Annotated in this window: 15 protein-coding genes; 4 read left to right on the top strand and 11 right to left on the bottom strand. The window is 61.6% G+C overall.

From position 1 onward, the window contains the following. Window positions 1–168: 168 nt before the first annotated feature. Window positions 169–1,101, bottom strand: coding sequence for a restriction endonuclease (locus tag BVC93_RS01810; protein ID WP_192860157.1), 933 nt, complete (start codon window positions 1,099–1,101; stop codon window positions 169–171). A 514-nt stretch (window positions 1,102–1,615) separates the two neighbouring features. On the opposite strand from BVC93_RS01810, the gene BVC93_RS01805 reads away from it, so the two are divergent. Further along, window positions 1,616–5,392, top strand: coding sequence for a hypothetical protein (locus BVC93_RS01805; protein WP_157516736.1), 3,777 nt, complete (start codon window positions 1,616–1,618; stop codon window positions 5,390–5,392). 461 nt (window positions 5,393–5,853) lie between these two features. On the opposite strand, the gene BVC93_RS01800 is transcribed toward BVC93_RS01805, so the two are convergent. After that, the gene (locus tag BVC93_RS01800; RefSeq protein WP_083735675.1) at window positions 5,854–7,023 is read right to left on the bottom strand and encodes an IS3 family transposase; all 1,170 of its coding nucleotides are present in this window, start codon (window positions 7,021–7,023) and stop codon (window positions 5,854–5,856) included. Between the two features lie 173 nt (window positions 7,024–7,196). Continuing rightward, on the bottom strand, window positions 7,197–9,194 hold the full coding sequence (locus BVC93_RS01795; protein WP_083735674.1) for an SIR2 family protein: 1,998 nt from the start codon (window positions 9,192–9,194) through the stop codon (window positions 7,197–7,199). A gap of 660 nt (window positions 9,195–9,854) precedes the next feature. On the opposite strand from BVC93_RS01795, the gene BVC93_RS32905 reads away from it, so the two are divergent. Further along, window positions 9,855–10,490, top strand: coding sequence for a hypothetical protein (locus tag BVC93_RS32905; RefSeq protein ID WP_157516735.1), 636 nt, complete (start codon window positions 9,855–9,857; stop codon window positions 10,488–10,490). Window positions 10,491–11,270: 780 nt separating this feature from the next. Here BVC93_RS32905 and BVC93_RS01790 read toward each other — a convergent pair. Further along, window positions 11,271–12,038 carry a CocE/NonD family hydrolase gene (locus tag BVC93_RS01790; RefSeq protein ID WP_083735673.1) on the bottom strand — a complete coding sequence of 256 codons (768 nt, stop codon included), beginning with the start codon at window positions 12,036–12,038 and terminating at the stop codon, window positions 11,271–11,273. Beyond that, window positions 12,035–13,021: a quinone oxidoreductase family protein gene (locus BVC93_RS01785; RefSeq protein ID WP_083735672.1), complete on the bottom strand. Its 987-nt coding sequence runs from the start codon at window positions 13,019–13,021 to the stop codon at window positions 12,035–12,037. The genes BVC93_RS01790 and BVC93_RS01785 overlap by 4 nt, the downstream gene beginning before the upstream one ends. Window positions 13,022–13,159: 138 nt before the next feature. On the opposite strand from BVC93_RS01785, the gene BVC93_RS01780 reads away from it, so the two are divergent. Continuing rightward, window positions 13,160–13,816 carry a TetR family transcriptional regulator gene (locus BVC93_RS01780; RefSeq protein ID WP_157516734.1) on the top strand — a complete coding sequence of 219 codons (657 nt, stop codon included), beginning with the start codon at window positions 13,160–13,162 and terminating at the stop codon, window positions 13,814–13,816. Window positions 13,817–13,941: 125 nt separating this feature from the next. Here the strand turns inward: BVC93_RS01780 and BVC93_RS01775 are convergent, their stop codons facing one another. Further along, complete coding sequence (locus tag BVC93_RS01775) at window positions 13,942–14,493, bottom strand: hypothetical protein (protein ID WP_192860443.1); 552 nt, start codon at window positions 14,491–14,493, stop codon at window positions 13,942–13,944. 33 nt (window positions 14,494–14,526) lie between these two features. Between BVC93_RS01775 and BVC93_RS01770 the strand changes: the two genes are divergently transcribed. After that, window positions 14,527–14,751: a methyltransferase gene (locus BVC93_RS01770; protein WP_236950206.1), complete on the top strand. Its 225-nt coding sequence runs from the start codon at window positions 14,527–14,529 to the stop codon at window positions 14,749–14,751. 393 nt (window positions 14,752–15,144) lie between these two features. Here the strand turns inward: BVC93_RS01770 and BVC93_RS01765 are convergent, their stop codons facing one another. Genes BVC93_RS01765 through BVC93_RS01745 form a run of 5 tightly spaced genes read right to left on the bottom strand, consistent with a single transcriptional unit; the run spans window position 15,145 to window position 19,961 of the window. Then, a complete protein-coding gene (locus tag BVC93_RS01765; RefSeq protein ID WP_083735669.1) occupies window positions 15,145–16,008 on the bottom strand; it encodes a fumarylacetoacetate hydrolase family protein in 864 nt (287 codons plus the stop codon). Continuing rightward, window positions 16,005–17,474 (bottom strand): amidohydrolase family protein, encoded by a 1,470-nt coding sequence (locus BVC93_RS01760; protein ID WP_083735668.1) that lies wholly within the window; start codon window positions 17,472–17,474, stop codon window positions 16,005–16,007. The genes BVC93_RS01765 and BVC93_RS01760 overlap by 4 nt, the downstream gene beginning before the upstream one ends. Then, window positions 17,471–18,334 carry an alpha/beta fold hydrolase gene (locus BVC93_RS01755; protein WP_083735667.1) on the bottom strand — a complete coding sequence of 288 codons (864 nt, stop codon included), beginning with the start codon at window positions 18,332–18,334 and terminating at the stop codon, window positions 17,471–17,473. Before BVC93_RS01755 ends, BVC93_RS01760 begins: the two co-directional genes overlap by 4 nt. Continuing rightward, the gene (locus BVC93_RS01750; RefSeq protein WP_083735666.1) at window positions 18,327–18,713 is read right to left on the bottom strand and encodes a RidA family protein; all 387 of its coding nucleotides are present in this window, start codon (window positions 18,711–18,713) and stop codon (window positions 18,327–18,329) included. Before BVC93_RS01750 ends, BVC93_RS01755 begins: the two co-directional genes overlap by 8 nt. 39 nt (window positions 18,714–18,752) lie before the next feature. After that, window positions 18,753–19,961 carry an FAD-dependent oxidoreductase gene (locus BVC93_RS01745; protein WP_192860008.1) on the bottom strand — a complete coding sequence of 403 codons (1,209 nt, stop codon included), beginning with the start codon at window positions 19,959–19,961 and terminating at the stop codon, window positions 18,753–18,755. Between the last annotated feature and the right edge of the window lie 191 nt (window positions 19,962–20,152).

Here is a 20,152-nt window from a genome sequence, read left to right as displayed (position 1 = left end):
TCACAGCGCCATCCTCAAAGGTTTCGATCAGCTCCCAGGTAAAGCTGTCCGCGTCTGCTTCCGCGCTAACCACCGACGGGAAATCTTCGTAACCTTGGCGAATTGAATCGAAAGCACCTGCCTCGACATTATCCAGTCCGGTTATAGCCGAAACCGCAGCTAGCACCCTCAGACGTTGATGCTGTCTGAAAAAAGAAGGTCGGCTAAACCTTGGTCGTCTGGTGACCACAACCCAGCGCCGACTCTGACGAATGACCGGCACAGATTGGCGACCATTTTGCTCTCGCCAAATCGGACTGCAGTCCTCTCGATCTCCGTCAGCGACTCGAACGCACCCTTCGTGAAGCCATGGGTTGATAGGAACAGGCCGCCCTGACGATGTTCGCGCGCAACAACTTTCACGAAATCCCGCACGCAGTTCTCCCCGACTTTCTTTCCAGATCGCCAGTGTTTGAGTTCGACGATGTATGTCCTTGGGCTGGACTCGGTGTTCAAAGTCAGGATGATGTCTTTCCCGCCATCCTTGGATGCTGGGGTCAGCTCGGCTTCGAAGCCGAGCCCGTCAAGGACGACTGTCACCATCCGTTCAAGGTCACGCCATTCCAGGTAGTTAAGAGCATCAGGGTTTTGAGCTACGAGCTTGGCCATTTCTTCGCTCACGCCGCGTATTAAGGCGGCGATCTGAGGTCCTGGTTCGGCGGCAGCCGTGGCGATCGAACGAGCAAGGGCAAGTAGATCATCGGGCGCGAGGAGTTCGACGGCTACCGGGTTCTGTAGGGCGCGCTCGGCGGCCGAGCGGGTGAAGCCTGACCGGCTGATCAAGACTATTCGGCCTACGTCGCTCCGCGCCGCGAGCCCAATGATCCGATCGGTCTCCCTCACTCCTACCGGCTGCCTGAGATGCTTGTACTCGACGCCTATCCGACCCTGTTGCGCGCTGTCGGGCGCCGCGGTTCCGACGTAGTCGAACCCTCCATCGGGGCCGAGCTGCTGCGCCACGTCGAAGCCTTGCGCTGCCATTATCGGATTCAGCAGCGGAAGGAGCCGGCGCTCTGCGTCGGGGGCATTCATCGTCGACAATTCGTTGACGAACCGCTCCATCTGCCTCGCGAGACCGCTGGGACCTCCCATGGGTCGACGTTAACCCAGCCGCCGTTCTGTCATGGGGCCGTTTGAATCGCCTCTTCCGCAGGTCAAGAATCCTGGCCGATGTCATAGGCTGCCGGAGCGCAACGTTTGCCTGGGGCGGTACCCCTTGCCGTACTCGGGCGGACACCCCTGCAACAGCGCCGCATCCCCTAGCGAAAAATCTCTCCGTCGACCCACTCTGTGGACTCTCAACTGCATGAACGTCGCTAGGGACCGGCAGCTTGCGATGCCCTCTTGGGGAGGACGACGGCTGTCTCAGAAACGTCCTCGCGCGGTTCGATCACACAAGACCGTGCCATCAAAACCGTGACATGGGCTCAGGATGGTCGCGGGGCGACCGAAGCCGGGGTTCGTGACTTATGAATCCCAGAAGCCTGTCTTCGCTGATCAAAGGCGTTTCGGCATGCGATTGCCACGATGAGTGCTCGCCACAATCTACGCTGTTAGCCAGGAGGGTCTCATAGATATGGCGCACGGACTGCCGCACCTCGCTGACGCTACCGATGTTGAGCGTTGGGCCGATCTACGCTCCGCGCAGGCCGACCTCCCTCGCCTCGTCCGCCGTCTCGTCCGGCACGAGAACGACCAGGTCCAACGCGTGGAGATGCGGGGCGGTGAAGGCATCGGGATCCAGGGCTACGACGGTGTGGTGGAGGCGACTAGAGCGACGTCCTTCGTGCCGGATGGCTTAAGCGTCTGGGAGATGGGAACCGGCAAGGATCCTGCAGACAAGGCGAACCGAGACTACAGAAATCGCACGGACAATCCAGGGGTCGATATGGCCGCAACCACCTTTGTGTTCGTGACACCACGCCGCTGGAAAGAGAAAAAGGACTGGGAGAAGAGGAAGCGGGATGAAGGCAAATGGCGTGACGTGCGAGTGCTCGACGCGGATGACATAGAACAAGCGCTCGAAGAGGCTGCCGCAGTCCGTATCTGGCTTTCAGAACTCCTCGATATGCCAACACTTGGCGTCCGCACGATCGAGGAGTGGTGGCGCAGGTTCTCCAACGGCTTTGACCCACGACTCACCGCAGGCGTCGTCCTAGCTGGTCGGGAAGACCATGCGTCGATGCTGCTTCGACGTCTGTCGGTGGATGTGGGCCGCACGTTTATCAGGGCCGCGAGCGTCGACGATGGGCTCGCCTTCGTCGCGTGCACGATGACGGCGCAGGAACCCGATTCGTCCGAGCCGATGCTGTCCCGGTCGCTCCTCGTGCATGACGGAATTTCGCTCCGACGGCTTGATAGCACCTCTCGGCTGTTGATCCTGCTGCCTTACGAAGAGGAATTGCGTCGGGAGGCGCAGCTCGTCGACAACCATCACGTCGTCTTCGTTATTACCGACGGCGATGGCGACGGCGATGGCTACATCGATCTCCCGCCGATCGACCACCTGGCGCTCGAGGCAGCATTGCGGGAAGCTGGTGTCTCCGACGCCGACCTTCCCAAATACGCGCGCGCCGGTACCAAGAGCTTGATCGCCCTTCAGCGAGTGGCCACACGGTTTGGTCAGCCCGATCCTGAGCAATGGTCTGAGGATCTATCCGAACGGGCCGTCCGTCGAGCGTGGTTAGCAGGGGCCTGGAGTCAGTTGCGAAGCGGCGATGTCGAGGTGCTCGAAGATCTCAGCGCCGACTCCATGGACGAGATCGAAGAGCGTCTGCTTCGCGTCATCCGTCAGCCGGACCCCCTCTTTACACGTGTTGGCGCAACCTGGGCCGTTGTAGCTGCGGATGATTCATGGCGAACGGCGAAGCACGCAATTCGAGAAGCCGACCTCGATGCGTTGGAGCGCGCTGTACAAACCGTTCTCGGCGCAGTCGATCCGCGCCTTGAACTTCCTCCCGATGAGCGTTGGAGCGCTGCGATTTACGGCAAGGTCCGGGTACATTCCAACGACCTGCGAATGGGGCTTGGACGCTCGATCGCGCTGCTGGGCGCGAGGGGTGACGAGATCCGACTGTCGGGAGGCCGATCCGCGCGTGAGTGGGCTGAACGCGTCGTTTTCAGCCTGCTCCAACGCGCGAACGAAGACCGCTCGGCTCAGTTGTGGGCATCGATGGAGGACGTGCTACCTCTTCTAGGCGAAGCAGCACCCGACGTGTTTCTTCGTGCCGTTGGGGAGGCGACTGCTGGTACGCAGCCACTTATTCGCGGTCTGTTTCAAGACCAAGACGCGGGCTGGCACGCCACAAGTCCGCACACCGGATTGGTATGGGCGTTGGAGGGTATCGCTTGGTCAGAAAACCATTTCGGCTTTGCAGCCGAGCTGCTTGCGGCGCTCGCCGAAGTTGACCCTGGCGGAAAGCTGAGTAATCGCCCCTCCGCGAGCCTTCGTGACATCTTTCGTCCGTCGATTCCACAGACGTCCGTGCCCGTCGAGACACGGCTGATGACGTTGGATGCTCTGCTCCAGCGTCACCCAGATGTCGCATGGGAGCTTCTGATCGCTCTCGTAGCCGAACGTTCGGCAATCGGCATGCAAACGCACAGGCCGCTGTTTCGCGATTGGGCTCGCGATGCCGAGCGGGCCGTCACTTACGGCGAGTACTTCGGCATGATTGATTCGTTGACCGCGCGGATAGTGCACATCGCGACAGATGAGCCCGCTCGATGGACCGATGTCATCCCGGAGTTCGACCATCTACCCGAACGAAAGCGGCGTGACGCGATAGCCGCTCTTGAAGTTCTTAACCGCGATCGCTTGAGTGAAGACGAGACGTTTGGCGTGTGGAATGCGCTGGAAGAACTCGTACGCAGACACCGGCAGTACCCTGATGCAGACTGGTCACTTCCCGACGAGTGGTTATCCCCTCTGGAAGCTGTCGCCGAACGCCTACGACCCCGACGCGCCTCTGAATCGCATCGCTGGTTGTTTGACGACTGGCATTTAGATATTGGTGTCTCGGTCCGTGACGATTTCGCTGCGTACGAAGCCGAAGTGAAACGCCGGCAGGTGGATGCGGTGACTGAAATTCTGAACGAGGACGGCTTCGGCGCGGCGCAGGACTTAGCGGCAACGGTGAAGTTGCCGGGTTCAGTGGGATCTGCACTTGCATCTGCCAGCGACCAGTACGACAGCGAAGCTCTTTCTCTTCTGGACCACGCGAATAGCCAATTAGTCCAACTTGCGGATGGCTTCGCGCGTGCTCGCGGCGGCGGCAACATCACGGCAATCCGCTCGATGGTCGAGCAGTTCACTGGTCGCCCGTTGGTTCAGGCACGCCTACTCCAGACGGCCACAGAAGTCACTGAGGCGTGGGCGCTGGTAGCAGAGCTTGGCGCCGACGTTGACAGGGCTTACTGGTCCGAATTCTTTCCCTACGGCCGTGGGACTGATTTTCCGCACGTCAACGAAGCTGCACGGCGTCTTCTGATTCATGGCCGCGCGGCTGCCGCCGTCGACACACTCAGCCTGTACGTCGACCGACTCGATGAAAGCTTAAATGCGGAGGTGGTGATCGACGCGCTGACACAATTAGGGACTGCCGAGGACCCCGAAATTGGTCGTGTTTCCGACTACGACCTCACCAAACTGCTCGATTATCTGCGTGACCGCGGGATCGATGAAACGACGATCGCTCTCCTGGAGTGGAAGTTTCTTCAGGCACTTGTCGACGAATCCCGCACCCCGTCGTTGCAACGGCTACTCGCGCGAGACCCTTCGACTTACGTGCAGCTGATCGAAATGGCCTTCAAGCCTTCCACTCGAGAGGAAACAGACGAAGAGCGCGAAGTCAATCCAGCTCTGGCATCGAACGCATACAGGATGCTTCGCGAATGGCGTGTCGTTCCAGGCACTTTGGCAGACGGCAGCGTCGACGGTGACGCGCTCCAGCAGTGGCTTGACGAAGTGCGCTCGCGCTTAGAGCGTTCAGATCGGCTCGAGATTGGGGAGTTGCAGATTGGAGAGGTCTTCGCCCACGCTCCCACGGATAGCGACAATACGTTCCCAACCAGAGCAGTACGAGAGGTGCTTGAGACTGCGCCCAATGACCGACTCGAACGAGGCTTCGTGATCGGCCTGCTCAATAAGAGGGGCGTGACCTCACGCGGTTTGTCAGAAGGTGGTCAGCAAGAGTACGAACTGGCATCTAAGTACGAAGACTGGGCCAGAGCTGTAGAAGCGGCGTACCCACGCAACGCAAGAGCACTTCGGTCGGTTGCCGAGTCGTATCGTGAAGAGGGGCTCCGTCACGATGAAGATGTCCAGCGATACCTAGAGGGAATGGATCGCTGAGCCAATCGGTAGGCGCGCTGCAATTCGATAGACAGCTCTCCTCTGAACCAAACTCAGCACGCAGTCCGCAGTTGGTCCGCAGCGCATCCGATAACAGCGAACTACTACCACATCCTTCTCATCAGTCGATTCGTCGTCGACGTGGAGATTTGGCTATCGCCTAAAGTAACCAAAAGTCTTCGCAAAATGCCAAACCTCAAGTGTGACGCTCTTAAAATCCGCCAAGTGTCGGTTCGAGTCCGACTGGGGGCACCGCATTTGTGCTGTTAGAAGCCGCTTTCGGGTCGGGTAGCGACGCCGGAAGTTGTGGGCATGGCTCGCTACGTCCACACGGTGTCCACTTCTGACCCGAAGCTGCGAGCGCGTGTCAAACTTGCAAAGCGGTCGCACCTGGCCTGATTTCGTGGCGTGTTCCCGCTGAATGAGTCCAACTGATCCGTGCGCGCCGTTTCGAGCTACGGTCATGCGAGTTGAGGGATCGAATAGGTGGATGTCCAGAGCGTTTCGTACTCTGTGGGGCTGATGTTACCGAGGTAGCTGTGGCGGCGTTCGACGTTGTAGAAGTTGTCGATGTAATCGGCCATGGCGGCGGCCAATTCGATGGTGGTGGCCCACTTGCGGGTATTGAGCAGCTCGACCTGCATCCGTGCCCAGAACGACTCCATGGCGGCGTTATCGAAGCAGTCGCCCACGGTACCGAACGAGCCGAGCAGGCCCCACCGCCGCATGTTCTCACCGAAGCTCCAGGACGTGAACTGACTACCATGGTCGGCATGCAGAATCGTTGGGCCACTTAGGTTTCTGCTATCCGCAGCCATGTTGACTGCGTTGTTGACCAGGGCGGTGTCGGGGGTGGTAGAGAATGTGCGGGCCACGATCATCCGCGAGAAGCAATCCAGAATCGCACAGCAGTACACCTTTCCATCACGCGCGGGGTGTTCGGTGATATCCGTACACCACAGTTCGTTCGGCTTGATGGCGCTGAATCGTCGGTTGACCAGGTCAACGGGGGTATCGACACCAATTAGGTTGGGTTTCCGCCGCCCAGGACGCGGCATCCCAGATAGGCCGTGTTCGGACATGATCGAGTTGACGAGCTTGTGGTTGACGTTCATCTCGTAGTCGGCCAGCAGCGCCGCGCGGACCCGTCGGCGCCCGTAGGTGCCACGGGAGCGTTGGTGGATCTCGGTGATCGTGTCGGCCACAATAAGGCGACGCACTTCGCGGTCCGGGACAGGGCGGTGCCGGTGGTACTGCAATAGAGAACGCGTCAATCCCGTTATTCGGCAGGCTGATCGGCCTGAATGTCCTCGCGCGATCAGCCCTTCAGTGATCGCGCGTCGGCGTTTTGGGGGCACCACCGCCTGCTCGTCGAACAGTTCGCACGCGTCGCGGGTCAGGGCTAGCTCGGCCTCGAGCGCCTCGATTCGCTTGCGAGCCGCGGCAAGTTCGTCAGCCTCCACACTCGGGATGCCCTCGATGACCCCGGCGTCGATGAGTGCCTGACGTTTCCAACGGAACAGAGTTGCTTCACAGATCCCGGTCTCGACCGCAACGGCAGCCACCGGTTCACCCGATCGCAGTCGCGCGACGATTTGCCGGCGGACCGACGATGAGTACTGACGGGGCATGTGACCTCCTGATGATCACTCTGCCCTCTACTCGCATGACCGTGGACCAACAACACGGGTACAGATCAGTTGGATTCATTCAGCGGGAACACGCCAGTGAACTGTTTAGAAATTGATCAACACATCTCGTGTGCGACCATCGAAGATGAGCCGATTGCGCGAACGTCGCCACACTAGGGGAAAACCAGCTCAGTGCCTCGACGAGCCGCGAGAGGCTGACTCGACAACAGGTCGCAGAACGTCGCGATGCTTCTGAATCCTTGATCGGAAGCAATTCTTTGCGCCGAGGTCAAATACTCGGTAGAACCCGCTTCGTCGGTCTCCCATTGTCCGCACAAGACATACGCCACGGCGGCGTGAACAGGAAAGATGCTGTGGCACAGCGGTTCTACGATCCGTCGCGCAAGGTCGACGCCGTCGCACTTGTAGGCCAGGGCCTGTGCGAGTTCCAGAATGAGCGCCTGACGCCCGAATGGTTTCAGGGGGTCGGTGCGATCTTCGTATTGTAGAAAGGATGCTGCGGCGGTATATCGACCTATGTCGCCGACCAGTCGTAGGGCCGTCAACTGCACGGTCCGCACGTCGACGAGACCGGTGCGGTGACCTTCGGCAGCGAATCGTGTTATTGCGCTGTCCAGTCGCTCAAGTGCCTGCGCAACATCACGTTCGCCTGAGTCGGCAAGCATGAGGCAGGATTCGATGTAGTCGGCCCAGGCCATCCACCGGCTGTCGGTGATCATTGCGATAGGTTTGAAGTAGCTTTCAAATGCCCACCGTAATTCGCTGAAACGTCCTGCCCACACCAAGCTGTGACACCAGTGGAACGCCGCAACGCACCGCAGCGCGCTATTGGTTGACCGGCCTTCGCGAGCAGTCGTTCCGGCTTCTTCGATGACACCGGCGACGTTTCCCAGCATCTTTTGCGAGCCCCACCTCAAACCAAGGAGCGCATCAGGTAGTTGATTTCGCCGCGTCAGCCCGTCGGTAAGCCGCACCACGCGTCTGTGATGGCCAGCATTGAAGAGCTGCACCAGTCGGTAGTGGCGGAGCCGTTTCCGACACGCTGCGGCTCGCCCGACTGACGGGATCGCCCACCAAGCGGAGGTCACCGCGCGTGCCGTGGGGGATGAAGTGTTGAGCCAGGATCGGATCAACAACGTGAGGGCCGTCGTGCGGGTTGCGCGAGTTCGCACGGCCGTCCACAACAGTCGCTGAGCCCGTTGAACGGCGCCCAGCGTTTGTGCGAAACGTGCTTGGACAATGGGTCCCGATTGCGGGAGGTCGGGGAAGGTGCTGGAGTTCCTCTCGCCAAGGAGGCTTGCCTGCCGCGCGCCATCAACGGATGTGACTAGTCGGTTCGTCCGGCACCATTCGACAAAATCCCAGGACGGATTGTAAGTCGTCTTTCCGTCCCGATCTCGGTGGGCTTTGGAGGCGGGGAACTCGACCGAAGGAAGCGATTTGAGCACTCGCAGCTTGTGGTCGCGGTCGCTGCCGGGCCTGTCAAACCATAGAATCTGCTGACCATCGTCGATGACCTCCCGCCAGACGTTTTGGAAGTCGACGTCTCGTCCGCTGTACCCGACGAACACGACGTGTGTGCTACCCGCGAGGTCTGCCCTCAGGCGAGCTAGCCACGCGTCGGAGAGTGGACGAAGCACATCGGCCGGGGTGATGATGAACTTGCCGCCGAGCGAGCCGTGCGGCTTCAGCAGTTCGCCAACGACGGTGTGGCGCTGAGGATCGCGAGGCCAGGCGATGACGTCGAGTTCGAGATCTGACGCCAGCGCAGCCTCTTCGATGAATGGATCGAAATTGACTGTCCAGACCTTGGCGCCTGCCGCGCACAACTCGGCGAGGGCGTCATGGGCTGCGTTCGGCTGCGCGTGGGTCGGATGTAGGACATCGCGCAGCCACGATGACAAATCCACCCCGGCTTCGACCAACCGGCCGAAGAACGGTTCAGGAGCCATGTCTTGAACGATCTTCTGATGGTCGGTGGCTGGCAAATCCCAGCTAGTACGCACATAGTCGCCGAAGCCGAGCTTGTCGAGCACGGCGTCACGCATGGAATTGAAAAGAGGCAAACTCGTCGGCGTACTCATCGACACACCAGCCCCTGCGAACACAAAGACTGTAGCGGCCGAACCAGGTACAGCACCGGCCGCCATGGTCCTAATGCTAGGACTTGCCCGGTGGCCCGCTCAACGACTCTTCAGAGCCACCGCATCCGCGAAGTAGTCATCGTTGAGCTTCGTTCTGTGTCCGACATTTCTGTGTCGGCGGTGCTTTGAGGTGATCCAACCTCCAGACCACCCAGCGGCCACCGAGTCGATGGCCCCGCGCCAGAGCGGATGACGAAATGAATGCGAGCGTTGGCTTCGCCCCAGTCGGTAGCCCCCAGTGTCCAGTGCCGCGTGAGCCCGGATCGGAAGGCGTTAAGGCCTCACCTTCGGCGGCCAGCCCCGCCGCGAAAGCCGGGCAGGTCCTTAGAGACCGAGAACATTTCTATCCGCCGGTGCCATTATTCGCTTCTTCTACGGTGACATGGGCCCCAAGGGGCTCTTCACGCAAGTCTCGAATTGGCGAGTAGTTTCAGTACGTGGTCGCGCTCATTGCCGACATGGACGTTGCGCCTACGTTCGCACTTCGTATGTGATATCTCCGGCGGCCGCTTTCGGCCATAGTCCCTTCGTTGCTGAGGCCGCCGACGGGGCGCCAATCTTCAAGCCCTCCGTCTACTATCTCTCTGTGATCGCAGTAGATCGACGTGTCGGGGGGAACGACCAGGTGGGGACGTTGGGATGAGCGGAACTCCCGATTATGCGCGTGTGACGATGGTACTCGGCGCCATCGCCGTATTCATCGGAGTCCTGCAGCTCCTCACCGGTTTGCCTGGGGCGTGGCTCAGCTCGCTGCAACTGAACGACAGATTCGGTGGAGGCACGACATCTTCGGCATCGCCGCCCTCCTCGCCCACGGGAACAGCAGCGCCCGCTTATTCGTCGCCGTCGTGGACGCCATCAGACGCCCTCGATCCCACGGTGCAGGGACCGCAGACAGAAGATCCACCGCCCGTCGCCCAGCCCCCGGTAATTCAACCGTCGCCACCGACTTCCGAAGCGCCGCCGGCCACTCCTGCCGTTGACCGAATTCGGATCAGCACCTGGGCATACAACCCTGCTGGACCACTCAACACCTACTTCGCCGACAACGATGGGGGCAAGAACGTCAAGGTCAGTTGGGAGTCATCCGCTGGGGGCTTCGACGTGAAGGGCGGATGCACATCAACTGTGCGGGTAGAGGGCGGGGGCTATGACCATGCCGAGTCATCCTCTAACTGCAGCGATTCAATGGGGACGTATTTTGACGTCCCCATGCCCGGCACCTACACGGCCACGGTGACTACATACCAGACGACTTCCGGGTATCAGCACAGTGACAATATTTCTTTCACCATTCAATAGCCGGAAGATGGCGTGCGGCCAACGAAATCCGGCCGAGGTAAAGAAGGACCCGAGTAGTGGCACGTCCAGTCGTGATGACCGGCCCCCAGAACATGCCCAAGTTTGATCTGGGGCAGAGGAGGTGGGGTTCCTGCAGTGCCTTCCATACGGTGCGCAGGTCGTCGCCGATGGGGTCGACAGTCTGGCGTCAGCGAGACCGCTGCCAGAGGGAAGTGGTTAAGGGTTGCGATCGTGGAGTTCGGCTGCGTGGGATCATGCGGTCATTACCGGCGTCCCACCTTTTCGAGATGGTAAGCCGGCCACGCCTTTGACTGTCGTGCACGGACTGTTGTGCCCGCATTCGGAGCCAATAATATAATCGCACAGGACCTATTCGCGGATTACCTAACTCAACCCCATGTGCTCCGGGCACTCTCCGATGGGACTCTCGCCCCAATCGCTGCCGAGCAAGACGCAAGTGCTCCTGCGCGCCATTTCTACGACCTCTGTTTGACAGGCAAGCCGATACCAGCTGGACCAAGCATGAATCAGGTCTGGCGCGAGCTCGAAAGGGCGGAGCTGCAAGTCGTGTGCGGTGTCGAATCAGTCGGTGCCATTGCGCGAGCCACTGCTGGCAGAATCCGACAATCGCAAGAACCGCGATAAGTTCCGGTGCGTTCGCCGTTCAACTAGTCGACGAACCGAGCGCGACGGGTGTCAGCCGCCTTGACAATGCCGCCGCGCCGACATTGTTGATCGGTGAGGGACCGCTACGGACACAATCGTCTGGTCGCGGAAGCTTCAAATCTGTTGCAAGGCAAGAGAAATTCGGGCGATGTCCGACTCGGGTTTCTGTGAGTCTCGGCCGAGCAGCGTGGTGTCGACATCTTTGAGCGGCAACGTGTTCAGGGCGCGGTCGATGTGTCGGCGGTCGGCGCCGAGCATTGCACGCAGGAGGTAGGTTCGTCGCTCTTGCGAAGCAGGCAGTGGCTGGTCCCCACGCAGCTGTGGGGCAGTGTTCCAGGAGAAGCCGACGATTGTCTCCAGCTCGAATCGACCGGGGTGATTGAGGCCGAGCGCCAGGCGCGACGAGGTGATGTGGGGAACCATGGCCTTGACGATGGGCGGTGCGACGTCGGCGATCGCCCACTGGGTGTAGCCGAAGTAGCTGGAGCCGGCCAGGATCACACCGGCTTGCGCCCACGGCTGCTCGGCCAGCCACTGCAGAGTCGCCAGACCGTCTTCACGTTCGTTGCGCATCGCCAAGAACTCACCGCCGGAGCCGAAGGTACCGCGTGAGCTTACGATGAGCGCCTGCACCCCGCGCTCTGCCAAGGCCGGCCCATAGAGCCAACCCAGCGGTGCACCCCGCCCATATGCGGTGCGTACCAGGACAACTGGTATCTGCTCCTGCGGCGTTTCGTCGTGAGGTTCGGGTGACCAACGATCGGCGACAAGTGTGATGCCGTCAGCCATCGGAATTCGCAGATCTCGCTCGACGGTGACTTTGCGGGTGGTCGCCGGCGGAAGTGGAGCCAGCCTTTCGGCGATCCTTCCGATGACAGTCATGACGTCGCCGTCAGGACGAAACGACCTGCGAGGTCCCGGCTTTCCATCCGGGTGTGTGCCAGTACTGCCTCGTCGAAGGTCAGGGCTTCGATGTTGGCATCGCCGAGCCCGGCGGCGACGGCGGCACGGGCGGCCTCGAGCGCGGGTCGCACCACGTGCGGGTGTGCAGGCAGGAAGGCGCCTGCGCTGAAGCCGGCAATCGTGACGCTGCCCATCCAGAGTTGGCTGTCGGCGATGCTGTGCTCCCAATCCCCGCTGGCATTGCCCGCTGCGATCAACCGCCCACCGGGTCCCATCAGGGCAAGGCTCTGCGATCGGATTTCACCGCCGACCGGGTCGATGACCACATCGAATTTCTGTCCCCCCAACACATCGATGAGCTGAGTCGAGTCCACGATCTGGTCGTAGGGCAGTTTGGTCTGGTTCGCCGCGCGCAGCTTCCCCGGACGCACTGTGCCGACAACGCGGGAAGCCCCCAGGCGCTTCGCGACCCCGGGAAACGCACTGGCGAGTCCTCCCAGGGCCCCGTGCACCAGCACGCTCTCTCCCTCTTTGAGATGCGCGACCTCGGTGAGTGCCGCGTACGCCATCGCGGCATTGGGGATCATCGAGACCGCAATAGCAGGATCGATGGCGAAGCCGTCGATCGACACAACGAACGATGCGTTCGCGACGTACACCGACGCGTAACCGCCGGTGCCGGTCTGCGACATCGCCACAACCTGTTCCCCGACACGGAAGTCGGTGACGCCCGGGCCGAGTTCGCGGATGGTTCCGGTGACCTCGAGTCCTGGAACGAACGGAGGCTGCGGCATTCCCGGACTGTCCGAGAAGGCCCCCTGCCGGAAGAACAGGTCGACCATTCCGACCGCCGAATGGGTCACGTCGATGGTGACCTCGCCCGAACCCGGGGAAGGGTCAGGTAACTCGCCGACCGAGAGAACGCTCGGATCACCGAAGGTGGTGGCAGAGACAGCGCGCATGTGAAGGTTCCTCTGGTCGATATCCGGGCCGAGATAACGCACTATGTGATGCGTTATCTGAACGGTAGCACAACTCGTCGGTTTTACGCACGGTGTGATGTGTTAACGATTGGGCGTGGCGCGCGTTAGCCTGAGTCCGTGCGTGAAAGAGCCCGCTCGGTCGAGGACAAGGCAAAACGGTCAGAGGATCTCCTCGCCGCGGCCGAATCCGTCGCCCTCGAGCTGGGCGGGGTCCGATTCGTCACGGTCGCGGCAGTCACCGCTCGAGCCGGCCTGCATCGCACAGGTGTGCGGCGGTACTACGCCAGCAAGGAAGAGCTTCTCCTGGAACTGGCCGAACGTGGGTGGGGTCAGTGGCGCGATGCGATCCAGAATGCAACAGCAGGTCGTTGCGACCTCGGCCCCACTGAGATCGCTGAGATCCTGGTGAAGACCATCGCTTCGCTGCCGGTGTTCTGCGATCTGCTGGCGCACGTGGCGATGACGCTCGAGGATGACGTCGAGCTGGACCGCGCGCGCCGATACAAACTCATCGCGTTTGCCGCCCATGATCAACTCGTCGGCTCGCTGCAGCGGACAACGACGATGACCCCGACCCAGGTTCAGACCCTGGTGACGACAACGGTTGCGCTGACCGCGAGCCTGTGGCAAACAGCGCACCCGTCTCCGACGCTTGCGAAGCTCTACGAGCAGGAACCCGAGTGGGGCCATTACGCACTCGACTTCGAACCCAGGCTCACCCTGATTCTGCAAGCCACGGCGATCGGGCTCGCAGAGGTGCTGCCGGCCCAGTGAGGACCGTCGCGCCCTTGTTCGACTCTGGCCGGTGCCGGTTCCGCCGCCACCGGCGCGGTCTCACCTCCAAGCCGTCTCAAACCCCGTTCCCCTCAATCGCAGAACGTTCGACGTGAGGCCGCCGCTCAACCGGCGGTCACATCGATGCCCGCTAGGCCCAGGGCGTCAGCTGGTGAGATGCGCCGATACTTGCCAAAGACGCTGCGCATTATCTCGATCCAAGGGGCATAGGGCGCCACACCCGTGATGCCGAATTCGTCGCGGTGATCGGCCACCGTGGCCTCACGGCAGTCCTCGAAGTACCGGCCACCTTCGCCGGCGACGTGGGGCGAGGCGGCCAATAGCGCCGAGGTGGCCGCACCTTGTTCAGGGGTCTTGAGGCGGCTGCCGGCGCGGCGGAAGCGTTCCTCTGCGCCGTCCCTGAATTCCTCGCCTGGATGCCGTTGTAGCGCGGTCATGATGCCACCGGGCATCAACGCGTTGGCGATGATCCCGTCGTCAGCCCATCGTTCGGTGACACCGACCGCGAAAAGCACGTTGGCAGTTTTGAATTGGCCGTAGGCACTGAATGGTTCGTATTCACGGAACCGGAAGTCGATGTCGTCGAAAATCAACGGCGAGCGCAGGTGTCCGCTGGAACTGACCGAGACCACCCGCGCCCCTGGGGCGACGATCACTGTGTCCGAATCCTGCAGCGCTGTCGCGAATCGATGCGTCCGGGTGGGCGGATCGCGATCGTGGAGATGATCGTCGGGCAGGGCCATGATCCCGGCATCGCAGCTTTGATGGACCTCAACATGCTCGCCGTCACCGGTGGCAGAGAACGGTCTATCGCCGAGTACGACACGCTGTTGGAGAAGGCCGGCCTGCGCAGGACAGCAGTGTCGAGAAGTGAGTCACCGCAGGGTGTGATCGAGGCTGTCGCTTCTCGCTGACCGTGGTCTTCACCGCAGCGTCAGGCTGGTCCACGGACATGTTCGGGGCTCTGATCTCTGCTGGGGAGCTCGGATAGCGCGGTGTTGCCGGCGTGATGCACAAACTGTTTCTGTCGCTGGCTATGGCGCCGCCACGATGGACACCGCCTTGGAATAGACCATCACTAGACTGTCCGCGCGTGCCCAGGTCTCCATCGCCTCCGGTTCCAAGGGCTTTTCGCAGACCCGGAGAGCCCATAGCGGCGCTGCTTTCGCGCCGGGACCCGGATCCAATTGCCTGGCGTGAAACCGAGTTTCGTGTCTTCGACATCCCGCGCCGCAGAGGCGCGCACTCGCTGCTTCCGCACTCATCGCGGCATCCGTGGCCTCAGCGGTGAATGGGTTTGATCCAGGTCATTCGAAGTGGATGTGGGTGCGGAGGGTGCCCAGGCCGGTTGCGGTCACCTCCACCAGATCTCCGTCGGCGAGGAATTGTGGTGGGGTGTAGCCGATGCCGACGCCGGCGGGTGTGCCGGTGGCGATGATGTCGCCGGGTTGCAGGGTCATGACGGCGGAGATGGTGTGGATGAGGGTGGGGATGTCGAAGATCAGGTCGGCGGTGTTGGCCTTCTGCCGCAGTTCACCGTTGACGGTGCACGTGATGACCGTATCGTCGAGGTTGATCTCGTCTTTGGTGACGGCCCACGGCCCCATGGGTGCGAAGTTGTCGGGGGATTTGCCGAGGAACCACTGTTGATGGTCGCGTTGTAGGTCTCGGGCGGTCAGATCGTTGACCAGGGTGTATCCCCAGACATGTTCCAGGGCTTTCTCTTTGGTGATGTGGCGGCCGCCGGTGCCGATGATGACGGCGAGTTCTGCTTCGTAGTCCAATTCGTGGCTGAGGTTTTCGGAGACGGTGACGCGGGTATCGGGGCCGGTGACCGACGAGGGGGCTTTGGTGAAGATGATCGGGAACTTCGGGATCACCTGGGCGGCGCCGGAATCGTAGCCGCTGCCGGCGAATTCGGCGGCGTGCTCACGGTAGTTTTTGCCGACACAGAAGATGTTGCGCCGCGGCAGCGGGAACGGCGCACCGAGTTCCACGTCGTCGACGTGGTGGGTCTGACCGCGCCGTGGCGCGGCAGCGACGCTGCCTTCTTCGACGAGTGCCAGCACACCCAGGGTGGGGTCGCTGCTGTGCACTTCGAGGATGGTGTTGTCGTCGGTGAGCTGGCCGACGGCCCACTGGTTGCCGTGTCGGAAGTGGACGTATTTCATTCTGCTGCAGGGCCTTCCCCGTTGAGGTTGGCGGCGGTACCGGCGGCGGCGAGGGCGCCGAGTTTTTCGGATTTGCGGACGTCGTTGACGACGTCGTGGCGTTGCTCGGAGGTCCAATCCAACTGCGTCTTGGGTTGCGGAGCGCCGTGGTAGACCCGTTCGTAGGACAGCACTTCCCAGCCGTACTCATGCGGCAGATAATCATTACGCATGAAGCGGTCGCGGATGTCGTCCGGGAAGGTTTGTACTTGGCCGTTGAGGATCACCGTCTCAACCTTCCCGGGTTGATATAGGACCCGGATGTCGGCCACCGGATCCCCATCGACGATGAGGATGTCGGCGAGTTTGCCTTCTTCCAGGACACCCACGTCATCGGGGAGGTTCACGGCATTCGCACCGTGTTTGGTGCCGGCTTGGATGGCTTCCAGGCTGGTCATGCCGGTGTAGAGCATGAGCATTTCGAGTTCGCGGGCGTGCCACACCCCGTAGGGCACCGTCGCAAAACCACTGTCGGTGCCCATGGCGAATTTCACGCCGGCGGCGTGGGCGCGGTGCAGGGTTTCTTGGGTGGCGTCGTTCATCCGTTTGGTGGCCTCCACGATGGAGGGACGATTCCGGGAGATCTCGGCGAACTCCACGATGTGATGCATGAACAACTGCGTCGGCGCCAACGGAATCCCACTCGCCGCGAGGTTCTCGATGGTGGCATCGGACATGTAGTTGCCGTGCATGATGTGATCGAACCCGGCGTTGACGGCGGCGTTCATCTCCCCATCCCCGCGGGCGTGGATGGTGATCTTGAGTCCGAGTTGATGAGCGAGGTCGGCGCACATCTTCAACTCATCATTGGTGAACGCCTGAAAATCCCCATACGGAGAATCCGCCAGTTTGATCAGATCCACCCCGGCCTTGGCTTGGCGGCGGATTTCGTCTTTCATCGCATCCGCGGTATTGGTCAACTTCCCGATACTGGATTCCGGGTTGCCGGTCGCATCGGGGAACCAGTCGGTCAACCCGTTGCTGGTGGTCAGGTAGCGGCCTGCCGAGGTCATCCGCGGACCGTGCACCAGTCCGCGTTTGATGCCTTCGCGTAGCCCGACCCCGATGAAGTAGCTCCCACCCGGCTGGGAAAACGACGTCACCCCCGCCGACAACACCTTTTCGACGTTCGCCGCGGCGATCAGGGTCCGCAACTCCGGCGGGGTATAGATCGAGATCTCTTCTTCGGTGCGGGCCAGGCCGTAGGTCATGTGGCAGTGCACATCGATCAGGCCGGGCATCACCGTTTTGCCGCGGGCATCAATCCGGGTCAGGGTGGCCCCGCGAGGGATGTCGGTCTCGACATCCACCGACCCCATTTTCACAATCCGCGCATTACGCACCAATACCGCGCAGTCGGGGATCGGTGGGTTGGCGTCCCCGTCGATGACGGTGCCGTTCTCGATCAGCAACCAACGCTCAGTCATCGCAGGCCCTCCTTGATGGCGAATGCGGACACGACCTCGGTGAAGGTGTCGGGGTCTTCGAAGTAGGGGGCGTGACCGCAACCGGGCATGACCACAAAATGCGAGCCGGGCAGCAGTTCATGGGATGTCTGCCCCATGGGCAGCGGGGTCCACTTGTCGTTCTCGCCCCAGACGATCAGCACCGGCATATCCGGGCGTTGGGACCGCAGCCGCTGATCTTGGCGGTCGTCGTTGGCTTCGGTGTTCAGCAGCGCTGCAGCAGCACTCAGGGCTGCGGTGGCGCCGGCGGAGGAGTTGATCATCGACTCCTCGCGCACCCAGGCGTCGGTGATCATCGCCGGATCCGACACCAGGAAGGCGAACTTGGTGCGGATCGCGTCCTCACTGCCGTTGGAGACGTTCTCTGCAGCGACCTTGTTCTCCTCGGGCAGCTCGGCGATGCCCATGGTGCCGATGAGCACCACGGCGGTCACCAAATCCGGGCGGTCGCAGGCGATCCGGGCCGCCACCTGGCCACCGAGGGACGTCCCGGCGATCACCACATCGGCCAGGCCGAGTTCGTCGAGCACGGCGGCGATGAACTCGGCGAATCCGCGTGGCCGGTAGTCGATGCCGTCGAACTTGTCGGCGAGCCCGTGCCCGGGGAAGTCGATGGCGTACACGTGGAATCCGGCGTCCACCAGACCGGGGATCACCGGGATGAAGCGGTCAGCCCGCGATCCGACGCCGTGCAGGCAGATCAACGGTGTGGTGCCACCGTGTGATTCCACCACCCGGGTCCGAATACCGAGAGCCGTCACCGGATAGGAGATCACCTGATCCCGGCCATAACTGAACGGATACCCCATCAGATCAGGCACCGGTCTTGGGTTGCGCCAGTGCCTCGATCTCGACCACGAACTCCTCGTGCACCAGCCCCGCTACCACCAACAGCGTGTTCGGTGGGTACACGCCGGACGGATAGATCTCGGCGAAGACCTCCTTGCGGACCTCCATGAACACCGGGATGGTCTCCCGACCCACCACAAAGGTGGTGAACTTCACCACATCGTCGAATCCCAACCCGGCCGCGGCCAGGGCCTTGCCCACGTTCGCGAACGCACCACGAACCTGTCCTGCGGGGTCCAGGTCGTCGGTGCCGAACTGGCCGGCCACCGCAACCAGGCCGTCGGCAATCGACACCGGCGAGTAGTCGCCGAAGGACCCGATGCCCTCGATGCTGGGAATGTAGTTGATCATGGCAGTGCTCCTCGTCGGGCTGGTAACGGGATAAGGGGGTCAGACGGTGGTGGGCAGCGCGACTGCGGTGCTGGCGTCGTACTCGTGGATCCAACGGACGTTGTTGTAGAGGTTCTTGAACGTCGCGTCGCGGACCGGGATCTCGGGGCCGGCAGGCAGGTGGAACAACCGGTTGCTGACCCACGAAATTTTCTGCACTCGCTGCGCACGATCCATCCGCAGATCGCAGTACCGCTGCAAACGCTGCGCCTGGCTGGCCTCACTGGGCTCGGCCAGCAGATCAGCCAGGATGATCGCGTCCTCCACACACTGGTTGGCGCCCTGGCCGTGGTGCGGCAGCAGGCCATGAGCGGCGTCGCCCAGCAGCACCACGTTGTCCTTCACCCAGGTCGGCATGGGGCCGACACCAAACAGCCCCCACCGCTCGTCGGGCGCAGCGGCGTTGATCATCTCAGCGATCGCCGGGTGCCAATCCAAGAACGGTGCCACCGCATCCTGCGGGGTACAGCTGACCCGGGAACCAGAGGGGTTGGTCCAGATCTTCGGGTCCTCCACGACGGCCAGGAAGGTGGCGTGGGTGTAGTCGGGGCCGATCGGGAAGTGCAGAAAGTGCTTTCCGTCGCCGACCCAGAACTGAGTGGCCGTCGGATCAGGCAACTCCTTAAGATCAGCCAGCGGCACCACACCACGGAACCCACTGGTCTTGGAGAACATCGTGTAGTCCAAGCCGTCGTACATCCAGGACCGCACCACCGAACGGATACCGTCAGCGCCCACCACCAGGCCGGCATCGGTGCTGCTGCCGTTGGCCCACCGCAAGCGGGTGACACCGGCATCGACACGCTCGATACCGACCAACCGGTGCCCCAGATTGATCGTCCCAGGCTTCACCCGATCGGCGAGGATCTTCTGAAAACTCCTGCGGTGGATCCCGTAGTAAGGAGCACCAAACTCGTTGCGGTACCAGTTGTTCTCCGTCAGTTCATGCCGAATGATGTCGGTGCCATCGACACCGTCACGGATGATCAACTGAGTCGGCTCAGAACCGAACTCAGCCAACTCCTCCTCCAAACCCAAACCATGCAACAACCGAGTCGCGTTCGACCACAACGCCACCCCCGCACCCACCTCATCAAGAGACTCAGCCGCCTCGTAAACCTCCACCTCGATCCCAACGCGCTGCAAGGCCAGGGTAAGCACCAACCCACCAATACCCGCACCGACAATGACGATCTTGCCTTCAGACACCAAGACTCCTAAGGAAATTCAAGAAATGTGGGGCTGGATCGTCGTCGCTGTGACGTAACCAGCAGGGCTCGCCAGCCATGCGTCGGTGGATGGCCTCAAACCAGGATTTCAATGTCACTGTAACTCGGTCATTCGGACGCCGCAACACGTCGGTAGTCGATGTTCCCACCGCGGCCCTCGTCGATCCGGTG

The sequence above is a fragment of the Mycobacterium sp. MS1601 genome (genome assembly GCF_001984215.1).
Taxonomy (GTDB): Bacteria; Actinomycetota; Actinomycetes; order Mycobacteriales; family Mycobacteriaceae; genus Mycobacterium.
Note: the sequence above shows the minus strand (reverse complement) of the source record. Positions and strands in the feature narration are given on the sequence as shown.

What these genes read in the sequence shown, in the direction of transcription:
- BVC93_RS01810 (WP_192860157.1), bottom strand. Translation starts at nt 1,101, where the DNA reads ATGGAGCGGTTCGTCAACGAATTGTCGACGATGAATGCCCCCGACGCA.
- BVC93_RS01805 (WP_157516736.1), top strand. Translation starts at nt 1,616, where the DNA reads ATGGCGCACGGACTGCCGCACCTCGCTGACGCTACCGATGTTGAGCGT.
- BVC93_RS01800 (WP_083735675.1), bottom strand. Translation starts at nt 7,023, where the DNA reads ATGCCCCGTCAGTACTCATCGTCGGTCCGCCGGCAAATCGTCGCGCGA.
- BVC93_RS01795 (WP_083735674.1), bottom strand. Translation starts at nt 9,194, where the DNA reads ATGGCGGCCGGTGCTGTACCTGGTTCGGCCGCTACAGTCTTTGTGTTC.
- BVC93_RS01790 (WP_083735673.1), bottom strand. Translation starts at nt 12,038, where the DNA reads ATGACTGTCATCGGAAGGATCGCCGAAAGGCTGGCTCCACTTCCGCCG.
- BVC93_RS01785 (WP_083735672.1), bottom strand. Translation starts at nt 13,021, where the DNA reads ATGCGCGCTGTCTCTGCCACCACCTTCGGTGATCCGAGCGTTCTCTCG.
- BVC93_RS01770 (WP_236950206.1), top strand. Translation starts at nt 14,527, where the DNA reads ATGCGTCCGGGTGGGCGGATCGCGATCGTGGAGATGATCGTCGGGCAG.
- BVC93_RS01765 (WP_083735669.1), bottom strand. Translation starts at nt 16,008, where the DNA reads ATGAAATACGTCCACTTCCGACACGGCAACCAGTGGGCCGTCGGCCAG.
- BVC93_RS01760 (WP_083735668.1), bottom strand. Translation starts at nt 17,474, where the DNA reads ATGACTGAGCGTTGGTTGCTGATCGAGAACGGCACCGTCATCGACGGG.
- BVC93_RS01750 (WP_083735666.1), bottom strand. Translation starts at nt 18,713, where the DNA reads ATGATCAACTACATTCCCAGCATCGAGGGCATCGGGTCCTTCGGCGAC.